This is a genomic window from Nocardioides daedukensis (assembly GCF_013408415.1).
Classification (GTDB): Bacteria; Actinomycetota; Actinomycetes; order Propionibacteriales; family Nocardioidaceae; genus Nocardioides; species Nocardioides daedukensis.
On record NZ_JACCAA010000001.1, the window covers coordinates 2,111,532 to 2,131,911 of the forward strand.

General features: G+C 69.6%; 17 protein-coding genes. 8 read left to right on the forward strand and 9 right to left on the reverse strand.

Going from position 1 to position 20,380, the window contains the following annotated elements:
* Positions 1-24: 24 nt before the first annotated feature.
* On the reverse strand, positions 25-2,952 hold the full coding sequence (locus BJ980_RS19300; RefSeq protein ID WP_179502229.1) for an AAA family ATPase: 2,928 nt from the start codon (positions 2,950-2,952) through the stop codon (positions 25-27).
* Between the two features lie 84 nt (positions 2,953-3,036).
* Positions 3,037-3,186, reverse strand: coding sequence for a hypothetical protein (locus BJ980_RS10450; protein ID WP_179502230.1), 150 nt, complete (start codon positions 3,184-3,186; stop codon positions 3,037-3,039).
* Positions 3,187-3,340: 154 nt separating this feature from the next.
* Here BJ980_RS10450 and BJ980_RS10455 point away from each other — a divergent pair, with 154 nt between their 5' ends.
* The 3 genes from BJ980_RS10455 to BJ980_RS10465 all read left to right on the forward strand — a co-directional run bounded on the left by BJ980_RS10455 (position 3,341) and on the right by BJ980_RS10465 (position 6,456).
* Entirely contained in the window at positions 3,341-4,273 is a 933-nt protein-coding gene (locus BJ980_RS10455) for a hypothetical protein (RefSeq protein ID WP_179502231.1), read from the forward strand.
* 150 nt (positions 4,274-4,423) lie between these two features.
* Complete coding sequence (locus BJ980_RS10460) at positions 4,424-5,041, forward strand: hypothetical protein (protein ID WP_179502232.1); 618 nt, start codon at positions 4,424-4,426, stop codon at positions 5,039-5,041.
* Positions 5,038-6,456, forward strand: coding sequence for a signal peptidase I (locus BJ980_RS10465; protein ID WP_179502233.1), 1,419 nt, complete (start codon positions 5,038-5,040; stop codon positions 6,454-6,456). Before BJ980_RS10460 ends, BJ980_RS10465 begins: the two co-directional genes overlap by 4 nt.
* Before the next feature lie 31 nt (positions 6,457-6,487).
* On the opposite strand, the gene hutI is transcribed toward BJ980_RS10465, so the two are convergent.
* The 3 genes from hutI to BJ980_RS10480 are packed head-to-tail and all read right to left on the reverse strand — an operon-like array spanning position 6,488 to position 10,268.
* Positions 6,488-7,651: an imidazolonepropionase gene (hutI, locus tag BJ980_RS10470; protein WP_179502234.1), complete on the reverse strand. Its 1,164-nt coding sequence runs from the start codon at positions 7,649-7,651 to the stop codon at positions 6,488-6,490.
* Positions 7,648-9,057: a formimidoylglutamate deiminase gene (locus BJ980_RS10475; protein ID WP_179502235.1), complete on the reverse strand. Its 1,410-nt coding sequence runs from the start codon at positions 9,055-9,057 to the stop codon at positions 7,648-7,650. The genes hutI and BJ980_RS10475 overlap by 4 nt, the downstream gene beginning before the upstream one ends.
* Complete coding sequence (locus BJ980_RS10480; protein ID WP_343047777.1) at positions 9,054-10,268, reverse strand: allantoate amidohydrolase; 1,215 nt, start codon at positions 10,266-10,268, stop codon at positions 9,054-9,056. The genes BJ980_RS10475 and BJ980_RS10480 overlap by 4 nt, the downstream gene beginning before the upstream one ends.
* Before the next feature lie 122 nt (positions 10,269-10,390).
* Here BJ980_RS10480 and BJ980_RS10485 point away from each other — a divergent pair, with 122 nt between their 5' ends.
* From BJ980_RS10485 to BJ980_RS10505, 5 genes are all read left to right on the forward strand, one after another.
* Complete coding sequence (locus BJ980_RS10485; RefSeq protein ID WP_179502236.1) at positions 10,391-10,984, forward strand: nitroreductase family protein; 594 nt, start codon at positions 10,391-10,393, stop codon at positions 10,982-10,984.
* Between the two features lie 46 nt (positions 10,985-11,030).
* The gene (locus tag BJ980_RS10490) at positions 11,031-12,380 is read left to right on the forward strand and encodes a M20/M25/M40 family metallo-hydrolase (protein WP_179502237.1); all 1,350 of its coding nucleotides are present in this window, start codon (positions 11,031-11,033) and stop codon (positions 12,378-12,380) included.
* Positions 12,377-13,879 carry an MFS transporter gene (locus BJ980_RS10495; protein WP_179502238.1) on the forward strand — a complete coding sequence of 501 codons (1,503 nt, stop codon included), beginning with the start codon at positions 12,377-12,379 and terminating at the stop codon, positions 13,877-13,879. The genes BJ980_RS10490 and BJ980_RS10495 overlap by 4 nt, the downstream gene beginning before the upstream one ends.
* Positions 13,880-14,054: 175 nt before the next feature.
* Complete coding sequence (locus BJ980_RS10500) at positions 14,055-14,621, forward strand: DnaJ family domain-containing protein (protein ID WP_179502239.1); 567 nt, start codon at positions 14,055-14,057, stop codon at positions 14,619-14,621.
* Between the two features lie 272 nt (positions 14,622-14,893).
* Positions 14,894-15,895, forward strand: a complete 1,002-nt coding sequence (locus tag BJ980_RS10505; RefSeq protein WP_179502240.1) for a glycoside hydrolase family 25 domain-containing protein — start codon at positions 14,894-14,896, stop codon at positions 15,893-15,895.
* On the opposite strand, the gene BJ980_RS10510 is transcribed toward BJ980_RS10505, so the two are convergent.
* From BJ980_RS10510 to hutH, 4 genes are read right to left on the reverse strand one after another with little or no spacing between them, the layout of a single operon-like run.
* A complete protein-coding gene (locus BJ980_RS10510) occupies positions 15,892-16,629 on the reverse strand; it encodes a nucleoside/nucleotide kinase family protein (RefSeq protein WP_179502241.1) in 738 nt (245 codons plus the stop codon). The two genes, BJ980_RS10505 and BJ980_RS10510, sit on opposite strands and share 4 nt — an antisense overlap.
* A 26-nt stretch (positions 16,630-16,655) precedes the next feature.
* Positions 16,656-18,356, reverse strand: coding sequence for a urocanate hydratase (hutU, locus tag BJ980_RS10515; protein WP_179502242.1), 1,701 nt, complete (start codon positions 18,354-18,356; stop codon positions 16,656-16,658).
* A complete protein-coding gene (locus BJ980_RS10520; protein ID WP_179502243.1) occupies positions 18,353-18,700 on the reverse strand; it encodes a nuclear transport factor 2 family protein in 348 nt (115 codons plus the stop codon). The genes hutU and BJ980_RS10520 overlap by 4 nt, the downstream gene beginning before the upstream one ends.
* A complete protein-coding gene (hutH, locus tag BJ980_RS10525; protein WP_179502244.1) occupies positions 18,697-20,265 on the reverse strand; it encodes a histidine ammonia-lyase in 1,569 nt (522 codons plus the stop codon). The genes BJ980_RS10520 and hutH overlap by 4 nt, the downstream gene beginning before the upstream one ends.
* Between the last annotated feature and the right edge of the window lie 115 nt (positions 20,266-20,380).

Below are 20,380 nucleotides of genomic sequence, written 5' to 3' on the forward strand. Positions count from 1 at the left end.
GCGGCACCGCACGACGCCGTCCGGTCAGTCGACCAACCCGTCACGCCGGGCAATTGCCGCAGCCTCGGTCCTGCTCGATGCGTCCAACTTTCCCAGCATGTTGGAGACATGGACACTGACCGTCTTCGTCGAGATGAAGAGCTGCTTGCCGATGGCGCCGTTGGTCCGGCCCTGCGCGACCAGGGCAAGCACCTCGAGCTCGCGTGGGGTGAGCGCGGCGGCAGCGGATGTCTCGACGCGGACGGGCGCGTTGCCCAAGGAGCCGAGCACGTCGAGCAGCGGCGCGGCGCCCAGCTCCTCGGCGGCGCGCCGGGCCAGGTCCCCGACCGGGCGGGCCTCCTGCAGCTGGCCGGCTGCCCGGAGCACCGCGGCCAGGTGGGCCCGGCACCAGGCCAGCTCATGGACATGACCGAACTCCTCGAAGAGGGTGACTGTCTCGGTCCAGGCGGTGATCAGGCTGGACAGGTCAGGGGCCTCGACGCCGGCCAGCCAGCGCAGGCGCAGCATCTCGGCGTCCAACCGCGCCGCCCAGGCCCATCCCTCGGGACCCCAATAGACACCGGACTCGACCTGACCGTGGTGGATCCGGTGCCCGACCTCGACGAGTCGCTCGGCCGCGGCGACCAGACGGATCCGCTCCTCCTGGCTCGCTGAACCGGCGGCGTTGGCGAACGCCGAGACGGTGACCGCACTGAGCCGCAACCGCGCCTGGAAGTTGTCGGGCCAGCTCGGGGTGAGCGTGTCGATCACCAGGTCATGGACAGCGAGCGCCTGGTCGGGCTTGGCGCTGCGGCCGAACGCCTCGATCTCCACCGGTGCCGACAAGATGGCCAGCACGCCGTCGTCGGACCAGTGCTTGCGCAGTCGCTTCAGCTGGCGACCGACGGAGTTTCCCCGACCGGACTCGACGGCGAGCCGCAACGAGAGCAGCACCGCCTCGGCCAGCGGCGGCGGTGACTGGCCGCCCATCTCGGTCAGGGACAGGACCGTCTCCCACTTCCCGGCCCAATAGGCGATCTGGGCGTGGTGCAGCCGCGCGTCGAAGGCATAGGGCGCCCACTGCATGCCCACCGCGCGCGCCCGCTCGGTGGCTCGGGCGAACGCCTCGCAGGCCTGGGTGAACTCGGCGCGGTCCTGATAGGCGCGTCCCAGGAAGTAGAGCGCACGCAGCTCTGCGCCGACGGCACCGGTCTGGGCGGCGCGGGCCACCGCCTCCTCCAGGGCTGCGGAGAACTCCTCGATCGGGCGGCCCTTGTCCAGCCCGACCAGCGTGGTGGTCACCTCGGAGGCGGTCTTGGGCAGGCCGTGGGTCTCGGTCAGGGCCAGGGCCTCCATCGCCGCCTCACGGGCGCGTTCCTTGTCGCTGTGCGCCACCACGCGGGCATAGAGGGCGAGCATCTTGGCCCGCTCCCGGGTCGGTTCGGACGGGATCAACCCGAAACCGGTCTCGGCATGCCCCTGCGGGTCGGAGTCGATGTCGAAGAGGCTCCCGACGTAGGCCGCGACCAGGTGGAGCATCGCGGCGGCTCCGGGGTCCTCGTCCGCCGGAAGTGTGGCCAGGTGCCGTTCGAGCAGGGCCAGCGAGCGCAGCGGCTCGCCGCGCGCCAGGAGGGCATCGCTGGTCTTGATCACGAGGTCGGTCACCGCGACGCCCTCGGCCAGCTTGGGCTCGGCGACCAGCTCGAGGGCGTGCTCGTAGTGGATGGCGGCCTCGTCCGGGCCGCCCACGGCCATTGCCTCGTCACCCGCGTCGATGCTGGCCCTCAGCGCCGTCGGCAGGTCCATCGCGGCGCGGGCATGGCGAGCGAGCTCGGCCGCGGTGCCGCGCGCTCGGCCTTCACGAAGGGCGGCGGCATAGGCGGCGTGGAGCCGCACCCGCTCGCCGGGCAACAGGTCGTCGTGGACCGCCTCGGCGAGCAGCGCGTGCCGGAAGGCATAGGAGTCGCCGCTCTCGGTGATCAACACGTGGTTGTCGACGGCCGAGCGGAGTGCCGCGTCGAGCTCGCTCTCGGGCACCCCGCTGGCCTCGGCGAGCAGCTCGTGGGAGACGCGGCGGCCGGCGGCGGAGATCGCGCGTACGACTTGGCGGGCGGCCTCGTCGAGCCCGTCAAGGCGGACCAGGAGCAGGTCGGCCAGGTCCTCGGGGACCTGCGAGGCCCAGGTGGCCCCGACCAGCTCCTCCACGAAGAAGGCGTTGCCCTCGGCCCGGTCGATGATGTCGGCGAGCCCGGCCTCGGTGATCTCGTCGGGGTGGAGGGCGCGGATCATCTCCCGGACCGCGGCGGGCGCGAGTGGCGGCAGCTGGAGGCGTTCGACTCCGCGGACGCGGGACCACTCGGCGACCTGGCGGCGCAACGGGTGCCGGCGGTGCAGGTCCTCGCCGCGATAGCTGAGCACGCCTGCCACGCGATTGGTGAATGGCCTCGAGATCAGGAAGCTGATCAAGTCACGGGTGGACTGGTCGGCCCAGTGCACGTCCTCGATGACGAGCAGGAGCGGCGCCTTCACGGCGGCCGACTCGAGGAGTGCGACGACAGCCTCGAAGATGTGCTGGCGATCCACCGTGCCCTCACCGGAGTCGCCGCTGATCATCCGGCGGCCGGGCTGGAGTCGCGCCAGGCCGGGATGCACCGCGGCGACGTCGTCCACGACACCGGGTAGGTCGGCGGCCAGGCGCCCCATCACTTCGGAGAACGGCAGATAGGGAAGCGCACTGTCCCCGAAGTCGAGGCAGTGCCCGGCGACCACCTGCCAGCCCTCGGCGAAGGCGATGTCGCGCAACTCGGTCAGCAGACGGGTCTTGCCGACCCCGGCGTCACCGGAGAGGAGCACGACGTCCGGCTGTCCCACGGGTCGGGACAGGTCGGCGCCGCGGATGGCCAGGAGCTCGGCGAGTTCGGCGAGCTCCGCCTCGCGCCCGACGAGCCTGTGTTGGAGTCCGGATGTCGCCACGTCACCCATGATGCCGGGTGGAGGGAGGTTGACGCTCGTGGATATCTCCTGGATTGCCGTTGCGTTCACTCGTCCTGTCCGGTCTCAGGCGACGTCGTCGTCGTGGAGCGGACGACGTACGGACGGGAGGTCCGGAAGCCTGTGCCGCTTGCGGCGGACCGGCTTCCACTCGTCCCTGACCCGGGACTGGCGGTAGGCGAGCTCCGCGTCGGTGAAGTAGTTTCCGCTGTTCATGGTGGTGCTCCTCAGGATTCGATTCGATGACCCGACAGTGCGCCCCTGAGGTAGTCGCGCACATGGGGAGAGTGACCTAGGTCGAGGTCTGAGTGCCTCAGATTGAGTACGTCGACTCATGACCGCGCGTGCGGTGCTGGGAGAGTCTGGGGTCATGAAGCCCACCGCCTTCCTCGTCTCGCTTGCCGCGCTGTCCGTCCCGTTGCTTGCGGCGTGCGCCAACCCCAGCCACAAGGACGACGCCGAGGACCTGCGCGACACGTTGTCCCGGCTGCCGGGCGTCTCGGAGGTGACTCTCGACTACACCGAACCGTTGACCCTGGACTCCGGCAAGCTCGCACTCCGGGTCACCATGACCGCCGATGCCGAGCCGGATGCGATCGCCGACGTCGTCCTCACGACGTACGACGCCTTCGCCGACGTGCACCACGGCGAGGAGGGCGACCTGGACGTCCTGGTCGGCGACGACACCATCCACCTGCGCAGCTTCGAGCCGGACGCGAAGGGGGAGGCTGTCCGGAACGCCACCGCGAATGCGATTCCCGTCCTCGGCAGCGGGGCGGTGCTCGCTGACATCAACACCCAGGACGTCTCCAAGAAGCCGCACGTGTTCACCGCCTACACCGTCGAGGTCGAGGAGCCCGGTCGGGACAGCGTGCTGCAGAAGCTGGCCGATCTCGAAGAGGCCCACGTGGACATCCCCGACGCCAGCTGGCGGGTGCAGGCCGGCGGCGAGACCGGTTGGCTGATCAGCGCCGAGGAGGGTTTCCCCGGCCCCGCTGAGCTCGCTCTGTTCGACGAGCTCAGCGAAGACCTGCCCGAGGGCAGCGCGATCGGTCTGTACGACGACTACGCGACGGTTCAGCTGCCCACCGGCATCCCGAGCGACCAGGTGTCGGCGATGGTCGATCGACACCTGCAACTGCTCGGCGGAGCCGAGGAGGCGTTCTACATGGTCCAGGACGACGACACGCTGTTCGCGTCGATCACCGACGGGGAGTGCCTCTTCGACACCGGCATCGTGGGTGCGCGACTGGAACGGGAGCACGAGGCGAGTTGCTCGAAGATCGCCCATCCCGAGGAGTGACGGGCCTGGTCATTCCCTCAGGTCCGCGGTTGCGAGCCCAGGGAGGTTCCCGGCGAATTTGCGAATTTTTTTGGTTCCGCTGCGCAGCGGTCCCACGGCACCTACCTTTGGTGACGCAAATCATAAGAACCATTCGGGAGCACACACATCATGGAGAAGCCCTCCAAGCGCACGCAGAAGTTCCTGGCGGCCGCGACCACACCCATTGCCATCGTCGCCGCGGGCGCCCTCGTCTATCAGGCGTCGTACGCCGCATTCACAGGCCAGACCCGAAACTCGGGCAACGAATGGTCCACCGGATCGGTCAACCTCACCGACGACGACTCGGGAGCAGCTCGGTTCCAGGTTGCCAACATGCTGCCCGCCCAGACCGACACGAAGTGCATCAAGGTGACCGCGGACGCCTCGGTGCCGAGCACCGTCAAGGGGTATGCCGTCAACCCGGTCACCTCCGTACAGGGTCTCGAGAACCGGGTCAAGATCAGCATCTCTTCCGGCGACGGCGGCTCTTTCGCCAACTGTGCGGGTTTCGTCGCTGACGGTCCTGCCCTGGTCACCAACGCCTCCCTGGCCCAACTCGCCCTGGCGAACACCTATGAGGCCGGGATCGGCGGCTGGAAGGTCAGCGGTGGCGGAGCGGAGTCCAAGACCTACCAGATCACCTGGAAGTTCGACACCACCGGAATGACGCAGCAGCAGATCGACCAGCTGCAGGGCGCCAAGACCGGCATCGACATCCAATGGGAGATGCGCACCGACGAGTCATGAGTGGCCAACCGGACAAGTTGCCGGTCGTGGCTGCGTGGTCCCGCGTCCTGGTCGTCCTGGGCGCACGCACCTATCGCTCACTCCTGCTCGCCCTCGTCGTGATCGCGGTGGCCCCGCTCGCGGTGGGGTGGGGCGCCTATGTGGTCAAGTCGGGTTCCATGGAGCCCTCGATCGCCGTGGGCGACGTGACTCTGGCACGCCCGCTGGAAGCTGGTGACAAGGTGCGCGTGGGGCGAGTGTTCGTCTTCGACGACCCTTCCTCGCGCACCGAGCGGACGCTCGTGCACCGGATCGTGGAGCTGCGCGACGACGGCGACTACACGACTGCGGGTGACGCCAACAACCTCACCGACGTGACGCCGTTGCCGCGTGGGGCCGTCGACTCCCAAGCGGTTCTTCTGGTCCCGTGGGTCGGGCTGCCCGTGGTCTGGATGCAGACCGACCAGTGGCTCAAGCTGCTGCTGGCGCTGCTGTTCACCATTGCGGCCTTCGTGGTGGCCACACGCAACCTCGACGGCGAGCCACCGAAGTGGACGATGCTCCGTGTGGTCCGTGACCCCGGGGACCGGCAGAGTCAACGCCGCCGGCCTCGGCGCAGGGCGAGCGGCGTTGGTCGATCTGTCATCCCCGCTGTGGCGGCGACGACCGCGCTGATCTTCGTCGGGGCCTCCGCCACCACGGCCGGGGCAGCGTTCACCGATCGGACTCTCAACGGGGCAAGCAACTGGCGTGCCGGGCAGGGCCACCAGCCCTACGTCGCAGCGGTGTTGGCCGACTCGCCCTTCGGGTTCTGGCTGCTGGACGAACCCGGCGGCACGTGGGCAGACGACCGGTCCGTTCATGACCGGACGGGTCGCTACTACGATCCCGCGTCCTACCAGCGTCCTGGAGGGCTGCCGAACAATCCCGGGAGTGCGATCGCGACCGATGGTGGCCGGGTGATCCTGGGGCCGGACCAGGTGACCTCTCCGTCGTCGTACTCGATAGAACTCTGGTTCCGGACCACCTCCCGCTCGATGGGCTACCTTGCCGGCTTCGAGTCCAGCACCTTCTCGTTATCCGGACGCGCGGACCGGACCCTGCTCATGGAGGACGGCCGGCTGGTCTTCGGGAGCTGGCCCTCGTGGATCACGCGTTCGATCACCTCTCCGAAGGCCTACAACGACGGGCGGTGGCACCATGTCGTCCTCACCAGCACCAATCAGCAGAGCACTCTCTATGTCGACGGGGCCCAGGTCACGGCCGGTTCCACCACGGCTGTCGACTCCTACTTCGGCTACTGGCGCATCGGGTCCGGCAGCATCGGATTCTTCTCCGGGCTGATCGGCTCCTTCAACGGCGAGCTGGACAATGTCGCCATCTACACAACAGCCCTCAGCGCACAGCGGGTAGCTGCCCACTGGGCCGCACGCTGAGCCGGGCGCTGTCGACCCCGCTGGACTGATGTCAGATCCTTCGGCCTCCGACCCAGATCTCGCTCACCAGCGGCACGCCCGGCCGATAGGCCAGGTGCAGGTGACTCGGGGCGTCGAGCACCGCGAAGTCCGCACGGGAACCGACGGTGAGCCGCCCGATGTCATCGCGCCGCAGGGCCGCCGCACCGGTCTCGGTCACGGCACGGAGCGCCTGGGTCGGCGTCATCCCCATCTCGCGGACCGCCAGCGCGATGCAGAACGGGATCGATGAGGTGAAGCAGGAGCCGGGGTTGCAGTCCGAGGCCAGCGCCACCCGCACGCCGGCGTCCAGCAGCCGTCGGGCATCCGGATAGGGCTGCTTGGTGGAGAACTCCACCCCGGGCAGGAGGGTGGCGATGGTGCCGGCGTCCCGGAGGGCATCTACGTCGGCATCGCTCAGATAGGTGCAGTGGTCGACCGCGACCAGGCCGAGCTCGGCCGCCAGCTGCACTCCCGGGCCGTGACCGAGCTGGTTGGCGTGCATCCGCGGCTCGAGGCCGTGGGCCCTGCCTGCATTGAGGATCGTCCGTGCCTGGTCGACGTCGAAGGCGCCGGTCTCGCAGAAGACGTCGATCCAACGGGCGTGCTCGGCGGCCCGCACGAGCATGGGGCCGGTGACCAGGTCGACGTACTCCTCGGGCGTGCTGGACTCGGGGACGACGTGGGCGCCGAGGAACGTGGTCTCCTCGGTGAACTGGCGCGCGACGGCCAGGGAGCGGACCTCGTCGAGCGTGGTCAAGCCATAGCCGCTCTTGATCTCGACTGTCGTCGTTCCCTGGCGCTGCATCTCACGGACCAGGTGCCCCACGTGCGCGGTGAGCTGCTCATCCGTGGCGGCCCGGGTGGCGCGCACCGTGGTCCGGATCCCGCCCGCGGCATACGGCTCGCCCGCCATCCTCGCCGTGAACTCCTCGGCCCGGTCGCCGGCGAAGACGAGGTGGGAGTGGCTGTCGACGAAGCCGGGGATGACGGCGCGCCCGCCCACGTCGTACGCCGTGTCCGCGGCAGGCGCCTCTGTTGCGGGCCCGACCCACGCGACGCGGCCCCGGTCGACGACCATGGCGGCCGCCTCGAGGATCGGCTGGCCGCTCTGGTCACCCTGGTCGTCGTCGGTCCAGGTGACGAGTTCGGCGATGTTGGTGATCAGTGTGCTCACAGGCGCTCGATCGCCTTCCGTAGTCGGTGACCGAGACCGTCGCGGCGCTCGGTGATGTTGTGCAGGGTGCCGTCGACCATCACGTGGGTGACGTCGGCGCCCGTGGCTGCGAAGACGACGCTCTCCGCGCCGTCGCCGGTGCCCGCCGTACGCGAAGAGCCCAGGTCGATGACGACGAGGTCGGCACGCTGACCGGCCTCGATGCGGCCCGCGTCGTCGAAGCCGATGCTGGCCTGCCCGTGGGCGGTGGCGGCGGTGAGCAGCTCGGTCGCCGACCAGTGCCCCCGGATCTGGCTGGCCAGGCGCTCGTTGAGCTCGATCGCGCGCATCTCCTCGAACGGGTCGATGATCGCGTGGCTGTCGCTGCCCAGGGTGAGCGGGGAGCCGTGGTCGTGCAGCGCGCGCGAGGGCCCGATGCCGTCGGCCAGGTCGCGCTCGGTGGTCGGGCAGAAGCAGGAGTGGGTGCGGCTGGCACCGAGCAGCGCGATGTCGTGATCGCTCAGATGAGTTGCATGGACGGCGCTGGTTTCCGGGCCTAGTGCGCCGAGCTCGTCGAGCAGCTCGGTGGGGGTGCGGCCGTGCGCGGCCAGGCACTGCTCGTTCTCGGCGACCTGCTCGGAGAGGTGGACGTGGAGCGGCTTGCCCTTGTTGGCCTGGACGACGGTAGAGATCTGGTTGCGCGGAACCGCCCGGACCGAGTGGATCGCGGCGCCCAGCACCAACGATCCATCCCGGCCACCGCGAGTCGGCAGTTGTTGACCGAGCGTCGCCACCCGTTCCGCCCAGGCGTCGGCCGTCCCGTCGGAGAACCTGGCCTGGACACCTTCGGGTGGCCGGTGCGTGCCATCGGGGTTGATCCCGGCGCTGAGGTAGCAGGTGTCCAGGAGCGCGATCCGGATCCCGGCGTCCTGGGCCGCGCGGATCAGCGCCTCGCCCATCTCGTTCGGGTTCGCATAGGGGGTGCCGTCGGCCTGGTGGTGCAGGTAGTGGAACTCGCCCACGCTGGTGATCCCGGCACAGAGCATCTCGGTGTACGTCGCCAACGCCAGGTCGTAGTAGGTCTCCGGGGTGAGCCGCTGCGCCACGGCATACATCCGCTCGCGCCAGCTCCAGAAGCTGCCTCGCTCGGCCTGGGTGTGCCCGCGCAGGGCCCGGTGGAAGGCGTGCGAGTGGCAGTTCGCGATGCCGGGGATCGCCAGCCCGCGAATCCGGGTCGGCGCCTCGACGGAGTCACCGGGTACCGGGTGACTCTGGTGCTTCCCGGGCAAGATCTTGCCCGGGAAGCGCCAGTCTTGCCGGGTACCCGGTGACTTTGCCCGGGCGAAACGGCCGTTCACGACGGAGATCAGCACGTCGCGCTCGACCCGATCACCGATCAGGGCATGCTCCAGCAGGTACGTCGTCATCGCGGCGCGCCGGGACCGGCGAGGCGTTCCAGGGAGTCGGCCAATGCATCGACGCCGACCAGGCAGTCGGCGGTCTCGGCGAACTCTGCCGGGGAGTGCGAGACGCCGGTCGGGTTGCGCACGAAGAGCATCGCGGTGAGGATCCCGGCGGCGGAGAGAATGCCGGCGTCGTGGCCGGCCTGGGTCGCCAGGACCGGCCAGTCGGCGCCGGCATGGTCAGCGGCGAGTCGCTGCGCCAGCGCGGGGTCGAAGGCAACCGAGCCGGAGACCGACTCGGCGGACACGGCCAGCGACGTGCCGTCGCGCTCGGCGCGCTGGCTGCCCTGGCGTTCGATCTCGGCGACCAACGCGGCCAGGGTCGCCTCGTCAGAGCAGCGGGCGTCGAGCCAGGCGCTGACCTTGGCCGGAACGGCGTTGGTGCCGTTCGGCTCGACCTGCACCCGCCCGAAGGTGGCCCGCTGTCCCCCGAGACGAGCCTGCTTGTTCGCCGCCAGTGCGGTCATCGCGAAGGTCAGCATCGGGTCGTGCCGGTCCTCCATCCGGGTGGTGCCGGCGTGGTTCGCCTGCCCGGTGAAGTCGAACCGATAGCGACCGTGTGGCCAGATCCCGCTGGCCACGCCGACTGCTGCGCCGCGGTCAACCAGGTCGCGGCCCTGCTCGACGTGCAGTTCGACGAAGCATCCGACGCCGTCGAGGAGTGCGGAGTCGCCGAGGTCGGGCTCGAGCCCGACGGCGTTCATCGCGTCGAGGAGTGGCGTGCCGTCGCGGTCGCGCAACTCCTTCGCGCGCTCCGAACTCACGGCGCCGGTCATCAGCTGGGAGCCGAGGCAGGCCAGCCCGAAGCGGGAGCCCTCCTCCTCGACAAAGGCCCCGACACCGATCGGCCGGTCCGGGACGAAGCCTCGCTCGCGCAGCCGGTCGATCGCCGCCAGGGACGAGACCACGCCGAGCGGGCCGTCGTACGCCCCGCCGTCGAGCACCGAGTCCAGGTGCGACCCGGTCAGGACTGATGGACCCGAGCCCGAGCGCCACCAGCCCACCGTGTTGCCGTTGCCGTCGGTCTCGACGTCCAGGCCACGCGCCGCGCACTGCTCGAGGAACCAGGCGTGGCACTCCCGCTCGGCCGAGCCGAAGGGCTGGCGGAAGTAGCCGCCGCTCGAGGCCGCGCGACCGATCGGCGCCAGGTCTGACCACATCTGCTCGAAGCTCACCCGAGACAGTCCACCGGTCCGGACGAGCGGGGTCAACGTCGCCCCGCCGCGAGACGTCTCGGATGCGAGACATCACGAATGGGGCGCCACGACGAACCGCGACCGAATGGCAGGATCACGGCATGGAGTTCGCAGAGGTCGTACGCCGTCGCCGCATGGTCCGCCGCTATGCCGAGACCCCGGTGGCACCGGAGATCATCGACCGGATGCTCGAGCACGCCACCCGCGCCCCGAGCGCCGGCTTCAGCCAGGGCTGGGCCTTCCTGCGTCTCGACACCGACGAGGCGGTGGCGCGGTTCTGGCGCTCGACCAGCCCCGACCCCGAGGCCAGCAACACCTGGCTCGACGGGATGCGCACCGCACCGGTGGTGCTGGTCCCGCTCTCCAACAAGGACGCCTATCTCGAGCGCTACGCCGAGCAGGACAAGACCGCCTCCGACCAACGCTGGCCGGTCCCCTACTGGCACATCGACACCGGCATGGCGGCGTTGTTGATCCTGCAAACAGCCGTCGACGAAGGCCTCGGCGCCTGCTTCTTCGGCATCCCCGGCCAGCAGCACGATGCGTTCCGGGCCGAGTTCGACATCCCGGACGACTACAAGCCGATCGGCGCGATCACCGTCGGTCACCGCCTGCCCGACACCGGGTCCGCCGGGTCCAGCACGCGCCGCGAGCGCAAACCGATCGAGGATGTGGTGCATCACAACGGCTGGTGAGCCGAAACCACGCCCAACGCCGCGCATCGGGCATAGGGTCGCGGCCATGGGAGGGCCCACCACACACGCGAGCGCCATCGAGCGCCTCCAAGCACTGATCCGCATCCCGACGGTGTCCTACGCCGATCGCGACCTGATCGATCCGAAGCCGTTCGAGGAGTTCGCCGAGCAGCTCGAGCGCAACTATCCGCTCCTGCACCAGCACCTCGAGAAGACCATCGTCCGTGACCACGGGATGCTGTTCCACTGGAAGGGAACCGCAGCGACCAGGCCCGTCGTACTGATGGCGCACATCGACGTCGTCCCGGTCGAGGAGACCGACACCTGGCAGCACCCCGCCTTTGGCGCCGAGATCCACGACGGAGTCCTCTGGGGCCGCGGCACCCTCGACGACAAGGGCTGCCTGGCCGGCATCTGCGAAGCCGTCGAACGCCTGCTCGGCCAGGGCTTCACCCCCGAGCAGGACATCTGGCTCAGCTTCGGCTGCGACGAGGAAGTGATGGGCCAGGCCGCCCCAGCCGCCGTCGAGATCCTCCGCGAGCGCGGCGTCAGCCCATGGTTCGTCCTCGACGAGGGCGGAGCGGTGGCGTACGACGCCTTCCCCGGCGTGAAGCCTCCGCTCGCGGTCATCGGGGTCACCGAGAAGGGCATCACCAACGTCCAGCTCAGCGTCGAGGGACGCGGCGGGCACGCCAGCATGCCGACCAGGATGGACACCACGGCCCGCCTGGCGCGAGCGATCCTGCGCCTGGACTCCAACCCCTTCCCGAGCAGCGTTCCGCCGCCGACGATCGAGATGTTCCGCCGGATCGCGGACCATCTGCCCGGCCCGCTGCGCCCCATCCTCGGCCCCGTTCTGAAGAACACCGACAAGCTCAAGCCCGTGCTGGCCAGGGCGCTCGTCGCCGCCGGCAACGAGTCCGCGGCGATGACCCGCACCACCACCGTCGTCACCACGCTGAGCGGCTCGCCGGCCAACAACGTGATCGCCTCCAAGGCAACCGCGGGCGTCAACGTCCGGATCATGACCGGGGACACCGTGGCCGGCGTGGTCGAGCGGATCGCCTCGGTGATCAACGACGACCAGGTCCACGTCGACGTGGTCGAGAGCAACGAGCCCAGCCCGCTCTCACCCACCGACGACGACGCGTTCCGGCTGATCGAGGCCACCATCAACCAGACACATCCCGACGCCGTCCCCACGCCCTACGTGATGATGGGCGCCACCGACTCGCGGTTCTTCACCGCGATCTGCGCCCGCGTCTATCGCTTCGCGCCGTTCCGGATGTCCAAGGCACAGCGCGAGTCGATCCACAGCTTCGACGAGCGGATCGGCGTCGATGACTGGCTCGAGGGTGTCGACTTCTACCAGCGCCTGATCGAGGGGATCGCATGAGCAGCACCGCACAGAAGCCGGCTCCGCTCGTCCCCGGGCTCTGGGCGATCGTCGGCTTCCTGGTCTGTGTCGAGCTGGCCAGCGGGGTGCTGCAGGGCTACTACACGCCGATCTTCACCGACATCGCCGACCACCTCGGGATCCAGGACGCGGACGTCAACTGGTTCGAGGCGGCACAGCTGATCGTCTCTGCACTGGTGGTGCCGCTGTTGGCCCGGCTCGGCGACATCATCGGGCACCGCAACGTGCTGCTGATCTCCACCGCCGTCACCGCCTTCGGCTCCTGGATCCTCGCCTTCTCCCCGTCGTTCACGACCTTCCTGATCGGCTGGGCGCTGCAGGGCGCGTACGTCGTGTGGCTGCCGCTCGAGGTCGCGATCATCCATCGCCGTACCGCCGACTCCGGCGCCCAGACCCGGCTCACCCGCAAGGCCGCGGCGTTCTTGGTCGCCGCCCTCGAGCTCGGGGTCATCGTCGGCGCGCTGACCAGTGGCGCGCTCGTCGAGAGCACCTCGATGACCTTCCTCCTGGCGCTGCCCGCGATCGTGGTCACCGCCTGCTTCTTCGTGATCTGGTTCGGCATCGAGGACGTCCGCGGCGAGTCCACCGGCGGCATCGACTATGCCGGCCTGGCTGCGATCACGGCGGTCCTGGGCCTGGTGATGGGTGGCCTGATCGCCATCCGGCTCCAAGGCGCCGACAGCCTGCTGGCCTGGGGCCTGATCATCGCCGGCCTGGTCGCACTCGTCCCGTTCGGGCGCCTCGAGGCAGCCCAGGCCGAGCCGCTGGTCGACGTACGTCTCCTCGGACAACCCGCGCAGTGGCCGATCCAGTTCACTGCCTTCCTGTTCGGCATGTCCGTGCTCGGCGCGCAGATCCCGCTGTCCACCTTCGCGCGCACCGACCCGGAGGTCGGCTATGGCCTCGGCGCGGACGCCGGCTTCGTCTCCACCCTGATCGGGCTGTACGTCGTCTCGCTCGTCGTCGGCGCGCTCACCCTGCCGCTGCTCGCCAGACTCGCCGGAGCGCGTGGGGCCTTGATCATCGGGTGCCTATTCGTCGCCCTGGGCTATGCGCTGTGGCTGCCGCTGCACGACACCACTGGGCAGGCACTGATCAACATGGCCGTCGCCGGTCTCGGCTCCGGCGTGCTGGTCGCGGCACTCCCCGCCGCCGCCGCGGCCGCCGCTCCGTCGGACCGGACCGGTTTCGCCACCGGGATGACGAACGCCACCAAGACGGTGGGCGGAGCGATCGCCAGCGCGGTCTTCGCGATCGCCCTGGCCGCCACCGGCTCGATCGACGGACCGGCCGAGGGACACGCACCGCTCTCGGGCTATCTCACCGTCTGGGGCGTGTGTGCGGGTGCCGCACTGGTGGCAGCAATCGCGCTGCTGCTGCTCCCGAAGGACGCCCTCGACGACACCGCTGTGTCCGATGACCCGGTCGCCGACGGGCTCGTGCCGGAGGACGGGACCCAAGGAGTGCTCCCCCGGTAACTCCCGGGATGCCACCGGGGGTCGAGCACTCCGAGAGAGTCTCTGCCCAGCCCGCAGAGGGTTGAAACATCGAATTTCCGTGACGTCCTCGCCCGGCTGCCATCGCAAGGCCCGCTCGGCCAACCCCTCCCCGAATAGACTCGTCGCACCTGGCACTATCCGAGGGGAGCGACTCATGCCGGAGCGCGAGAACTGGTCCGAGGACCAGCCGAAGCGCGGGATCGAACCGGTCCCGAAGGGCAAGGACGGCGCAGCGGCCGCGCGGATCAGGCAGCAGCACCTGTGGGTCGACCTCCAGGTCCAGGAGGCGATGGCCCGCGGCGAGTTCGACGACCTGCCCGGTGCGGGCAAGCCGATCAAGGACCTCGGTGAGCACCACGATCCCGACTGGTGGCTCAAGAAGCTCGTGGAACGCGAGAAGATCAGCGTCCTGCCGTCGGCACTGGCGTTGCGCAAGGAGGATCTCGAGCTCGACGCCCAGCTGGACAAGGAGAACATCGAGGGCCGGGTGGTGAAGGCCCTCGAGGACTTCAACCGCCGAATCATCAACGCCCGCAGGCAGCTCGAGGGCGGCCCGCCGGTGATCACCCCGCTGCGCGACATCGATGCGGAGGTCGCCGCGTGGCGCGAGCGGCGCGCGGCGCGGCGAGCTGCGGGAGAGGCTGCCGGACGGGCTGGAAATCAGGCCCGGAAAGACGTGTCCGAAAAGAGATCTTTGCGAAGGCTGTGGCGAAGGCGCTGAGGGCCACTCTCGTGGTAGACAACACTGTCCATCACAGAGGGAGGAAACGAAAATGATTGTCCTTGGTTTGATCTTGTTGATCATTGGCCTTGTGGCCAGCATTCCCGTGCTCACCACGATCGGCGCGATTCTTCTCGTCGTCGGGTTGATCCTCAACATCGTGCCGATCGGGGGAACTCGACGGCGCGTGTTCTGACTGGGCAAAACCAGCGACCCCGGAACCCTTGGGTTCCGGGGTCGTTGTGCTTCACGTGGCCCCTAGACTCGCTGCCATGCGTCGCCTCCGCCCTGCCGTAGCCGCTCTCTGCCTCGCGACGATGGGGCTCACCGCCTGCGGCCAGGAGACCCCCGAGGCCACACCCGAGCCGACGATCACCTCCGCCACACCCTCGGCCACGCCGACGGCGAAGAAGTCCCGGGACCCGCTCGCGGACGCCGTCGAGGACCTGGCCAAGGACATGACGCCCTCGGCCGAGTCGACCACGGACGCGCCGGATCCCGAGGTGAGCACCAAGGACGTCGAGACGAACTACGGCCTCAAGGACCCGACGTACGGCTCGGACATCAGCTGGCCGCAGTGCCCCAAGGGCGCCGGGTCGGTGAAGGGCCGCGAGGGGCTCGGCATGCCGATGCCGAAGAAGGAGTGGAAGTTCGTCGTGATCGGCCTGACCAACGGCCCCGCGATGACCCAGAACCCCTGCCTGGCCGATCAGCTGGCCTGGGCGAAGAAGAACAAGGTGCTGGTCTCGGCCTATGCGGTCGCGACCTACCCCTCCGACGACCAGCTCGCGCAGTTCGGCACCACCGGCCCTTATGACGCCTCGACGACCGAGGGCAAGCTGTCGAACTGGGGTTATGCGCAGGGCGTGTTCAACATCAAGACGCTCCAGGACGTCAACCTGCCGGTGCCCGCGCTGTGGATCGACGTGGAGCCGGTCCCCTCCCCGCCGCTGGTGGCGTGGAGCAAGGACACGGCGGCCAATGCGCTCGTGGTGCAGGGGATCTCGCGCGCCTACCGCGAGGCCGACTACCGCATCGGGATCTATTCCACGCCCAACCTGTGGCGCACCGTGGTGGGCAAGCTGCGGCTGGGCTACCCGGAGTGGCGCGCTGCCGGCCCGACGTCGGAGAAGGAAGCCGTACGTCGTTGCCGCGGCGAGTCCATCCAGGGTGGGCAGGCGGTGCTCGGCCAGTGGGTCGAGGACCGGCGCGACCGCAACGTGACCTGCCCCTACCAGGTGGGTCAGCTGGCGAACTGGTTCATCCTGCTCTAGTCGACCAGGCGGTCGATCGCCGCTGCCCGATCGGTCGCGTCGGCGGGCAGACGCACCGTGCGGACGATCTCGTCGCCCTGCCGGCGCCACGCTCCGCCGTGTGGGAGCGGCCTGATCGCCGGCTGCTGCCAGTCCGCGTTGTCGACCACGACATCTGCGGCACCGAGGGGATCACAGGTCGTGCGGTAGTGCTCCTGGGCCAGCAGATAGCGCCGCTGGTCCGGGTGCGCCGGGTCCTCCGGTGTCCCGTCCCGCCTGGCCATCCTGGCCACCGTCACCTCGGGCGGAACGTCGAGATAGACCGTCAGGTCCCACCGATCGATCAGCTCTGGGCGCTGCAGGAAGACCCCGTCCACGACCAGGATCCCGCGCTCGGGAACGGTCTGAGCGGCGGTGAGGGGTTGGTCGCTGTCGAGGTCGTGCCAGGTCGGGGAGTACGGCGTACCGCTACCGCGTCGCCAGGGATCCAGGAGCTCGCGACAGATCGCGCGATAGTCATAGCTCCGTGTCCAGACCGTCTCGGGGGTCCGGCCCAGTGCGTGCCGGTGCGCCCGCGGATGGTGGAAGTCATCGACGCTCGCATCCTGCACCGCGCGGCCGCGGCCGGCCAGCTCATGGGCCAGGGCCCGCGCGAAATGCGACTTGCCCGCACCGTCGGGCCCGTCGACGCCGACCAGCAGCGGACGGCCCACTTCGACGAGGAGGTCCGCGATGGCCAGGACGACGCTGCTCACCTGACCATCCTGTCAGCCCGGTGGGCTCACCCCTCCTGCATCGGGACGCGTACGCCGCGCTCGGCAGCCACGTCGGCGGCCAGCTCATAGCCCGCGTCCACGTGCCTGATCACGCCCATCGCCGGGTCGTTGGTGAGCACCCGCTCGATCTTGGCCGCCGCCAGCTCGGTGCCGTCGGCGACGCAGACCTGGCCGGCGTGGATCGAGCGGCCCATGCCGACGCCGCCGCCGTGGTGGATGCTCACCCAGCTGGCGCCGGAGGCGGTGTTGACCAGGGCGTTGAGCAGGGCCCAGTCGGCGATCGCATCCGAGCCATCCAGCATGCTCTCGGTCTCGCGGTAGGGCGAGGCGACCGATCCGCAGTCGAGGTGGTCGCGACCGATCACGACCGGGGCGCTGAGCTCGCCGGTGGCCACCATCTCGTTGAACTTCAGACCGGCCCGGTGGCGCTCGCCGTACCCGAGCCAGCAGATCCGTGCCGGGAGACCCTGGAACGCGACCCGTTCGCCGGCCATGTCGATCCACTTGTGCAGCCGGGCATATTCGGCCTTCTCCTCGGCCGGGAAGAGCTCCTTGATCGCCCGGTCGGTGGCCACGATGTCGGCCGGGTCGCCGGAGAGCGCGGCCCACCGGAACGGCCCCTTGCCCTCGCAGAACAGCGGGCGGATGTAGGCCGGCACGAACCCGGGGAACTCGAACGCCCGGTCATAGCCACCCTTGCGGGCCTCGTCGCGAATCGAGTTGCCATAGTCGAAGACCTCGGCGCCGGCATCCCGGAACCCGACCATGGCCCGCACGTGCGCTGCCATCGAGGCCTGCGCCTTCTTGGTGAAACCGGCAGGGTCGGCCTCGCGGCGGGCCTGCCACTCCTCGAACGGAGCGTCCGCCGGGAGGTAGAAGAGCGGGTCGTGTGCCGAGGTCTGGTCGGTGACGATGTCGATCGGCGCCTTCTGCTCCAGCAGCGCCGGCACCATCTCGGCGGCGTTTCCAAGCACGCCGATGGAAAGTGGCCTCTTGGCGTCACGCGCGGCGATCGCGAGCTCCAGGGCGTGCTCGAGGCTGTCGGCCCGGACGTCGAGGTAGCGGTGCTCGATGCGGCGGGCGATCCGGGACTCGTCGCACTCGATGCAGATCACGACGCCGTCGTTCATCGTGACCGCGAGTGGCTGCGCACCGCCCATCCCGCCGAGGCCGGCGGTCAGGGTGATGGTGCCCGCCAGGGTCCCACCGCTGTGCTCATAGCGGCCGGAGGCCGCGAGTTTGTCGGCCACCGCCGCGAACGTCTCGAACGTCCCCTGCAGGATCCCCTGGGTGCCGATGTAGATCCACGATCCGGCCGTCATCTGGCCATACATGGTGAGACCGAGGTCCTCGAGTCGGCGGAACTCCTCCCAGTTGGCCCAGTCCCCGACCAGGTTGGAGTTGGCGATCAGCACGCGCGGGGCCCACTCGTGGGTGCGCATCACACCGACCGGCTTCCCGGACTGGACCAGCATGGTCTCGTCGTCCTCGAGGGTGCGCAGGGTGCGAACCAGGGCGTCGTACGCCTCCCAGTTGCGTGCCGCCTTCCCGGTGCCGCCATAGACGACGAGGTCCTCGGGGCGTTCGGCGTTGGCTGGGTCGAGGTTGTTCATCAGCATCCGCAGGGGCGCCTCGGTCTGCCAGCTCTTGGCGCTCAGCTCGGTGCCTGTCGCGGCGTGGATGGGCAGGCGCGGGTTGCTGGTCATCGTTCCTCCGAGGGGTTGGGGAGACCGTCGGTCCACACCTCGACGATCTCGCTGACGAGGCCATCGGTGACGGTCAGGAAGCTGGCGACGTGGAAGGTCATGCTGGAGTCCTGGGTGCGGGCGCGCACGACCACGCGCCCGGCGTCAGCCACGAGGTCGTCCAGGGTGAAGGTCCAGACCCCGGGGTAGTCGGCGTTGAACGCGACCCATGCGTCGGGGCCGAACACCTTGCCGTCGTGGCAGTACTCCACCCGGCAGTCGTCCGCGAGCAACGAGCGCAGTGCCGCCCAGTCGCGGGCGTCGATCGCCGAGCAGAGTTGGCGACCCACGTCGGCCGGGTTCACGCCAGCTCCCCGATCACGGACACGGCCGCGTCGAGCACCGCGCCGGACGCGACGAGCTGGACGGCGGTCTCGATCTCGGGCGAGAGGTGACGATCGGGACCGGGTCCTTCGATACCGGCCTCGCGCAGACGGCGTACGACGGCACTCGTCGCCGGTGACGGCTCGAGAGGCCGGCGCATGTCGAGGGCGCGGGCAGCGGTGAGGACCTCGATCGCGACCACGCGGGTCAGGCCGTCGACGGACTTCCTGAGCTTGCGCGCAGCCGACCAACCCATCGAGACGTGGTCCTCCTGCATCGCGCTCGACGGGATCGAGTCCACGGAGGCCGGGTTGGCCAGTCGCTTGAGCTCGGAGACGATCGCGGCCTGGGTGTACTGCGCGATCATGTGCCCGGAGTCGACGCCGGGGTCGTGGGCGAGGAACGGGTTGAGGCCGTGGCTGCGGGCCTTGTCCAGGAAGCGGTCGGTACGGCGCTCGCTGATGCTGGCGACGTCCGCGGCGACGATGGCGAGGAAGTCGAGCACGTAGGCGACCGGGGCGCCGTGGAAGTTGCCGTTGGACTCAACGCGTCCCTCCTCGGCGAGCACCACCGGGTTGTCGACGGCGCTGGCGAGCTCGCGGCCCGCAACGCTCGCGGCGTACTCGACGGTGTCCCTGGCGCCGCCGTGCACCTGGGGCGAGCAGCGCAGCGAGTAGGCGTCCTGGACCCGGTTGCAGTCGTCGCCCCGGTGGGAGGCGACGACGCCGGAGTCGTGGAGCAGCGCGGTGAGGTTGGCGGCGGAGGCGGCCTGGCCCGGATGCGGCCGGATCGCCTGGAGCTCGGCGGCGAAGACGCGGTCGGTGCCGAGCTGGCCCTCCACCGACATCGCCGCGGCGATGTCAGCGGTCTTGAGCAGCATCCGCAGGTCGCTGATCGCCATCACCAGCATCGAGAGCATGCCATCGGTGCCGTTGATCAGCGCGAGGCCCTCCTTCGCCTCGAACTCGACGGGGGTGAGTCCGGCGTCGGCAAGTGCCTCGGCGGCGGGCATCAGGGTGCCGGACTTGTCGCGTACATCGCCCTCCCCCATCAGCGCGAGCGCGCAGTGGCTCAGTGGTGCCAGGTCGCCGGAGCAACCGAGCGAGCCGAACTCGTGCACCACGGGGGTGATCTGGTGGGTGAGCAGGTCGGCCAGCAGCTGTGCGGTCTCGAGGCGGATGCCGGTGTGGCCGGTGGCCAGGGTGGAGAGCCGCAGCAGCATCAGCCCGCGGGTGACCTCTCGCTCGACCTCCGGCCCGGAACCCGCGGCGTGCGAGCGGACCAGCGACTTCTGCAGCTGGGCGCGCATGTCGGTGGGGATGTGCCGGGTGGCCAGGGCGCCGAACCCGGTGGAGATGCCATAGGCCGGGGTGGGGGCGAGGGCCAGCTGCTCGACGACCGCGCGGGCCTTGTCGATCGCGGTGCGGGCTTCGTCGGTGAGGGTGACGCCGGCGCCGTGGCGGGTGACTGCGATCAGCTCGTCGAACGAGACCGGGCCGGTGCCGATCGCGACCGTGCTGGCGGGCGCGGGGGTGGGGTGCTCCATGGCGTCCATACAACTCCCAGGCCCGGCCGGTGAACAGGTGCTCGGCGCGTTTGAAGTCTCGGATATGAGACTCGCTCTCGGTTTTCGGGACCGGATTTGGCATTGTGGCAAGAAG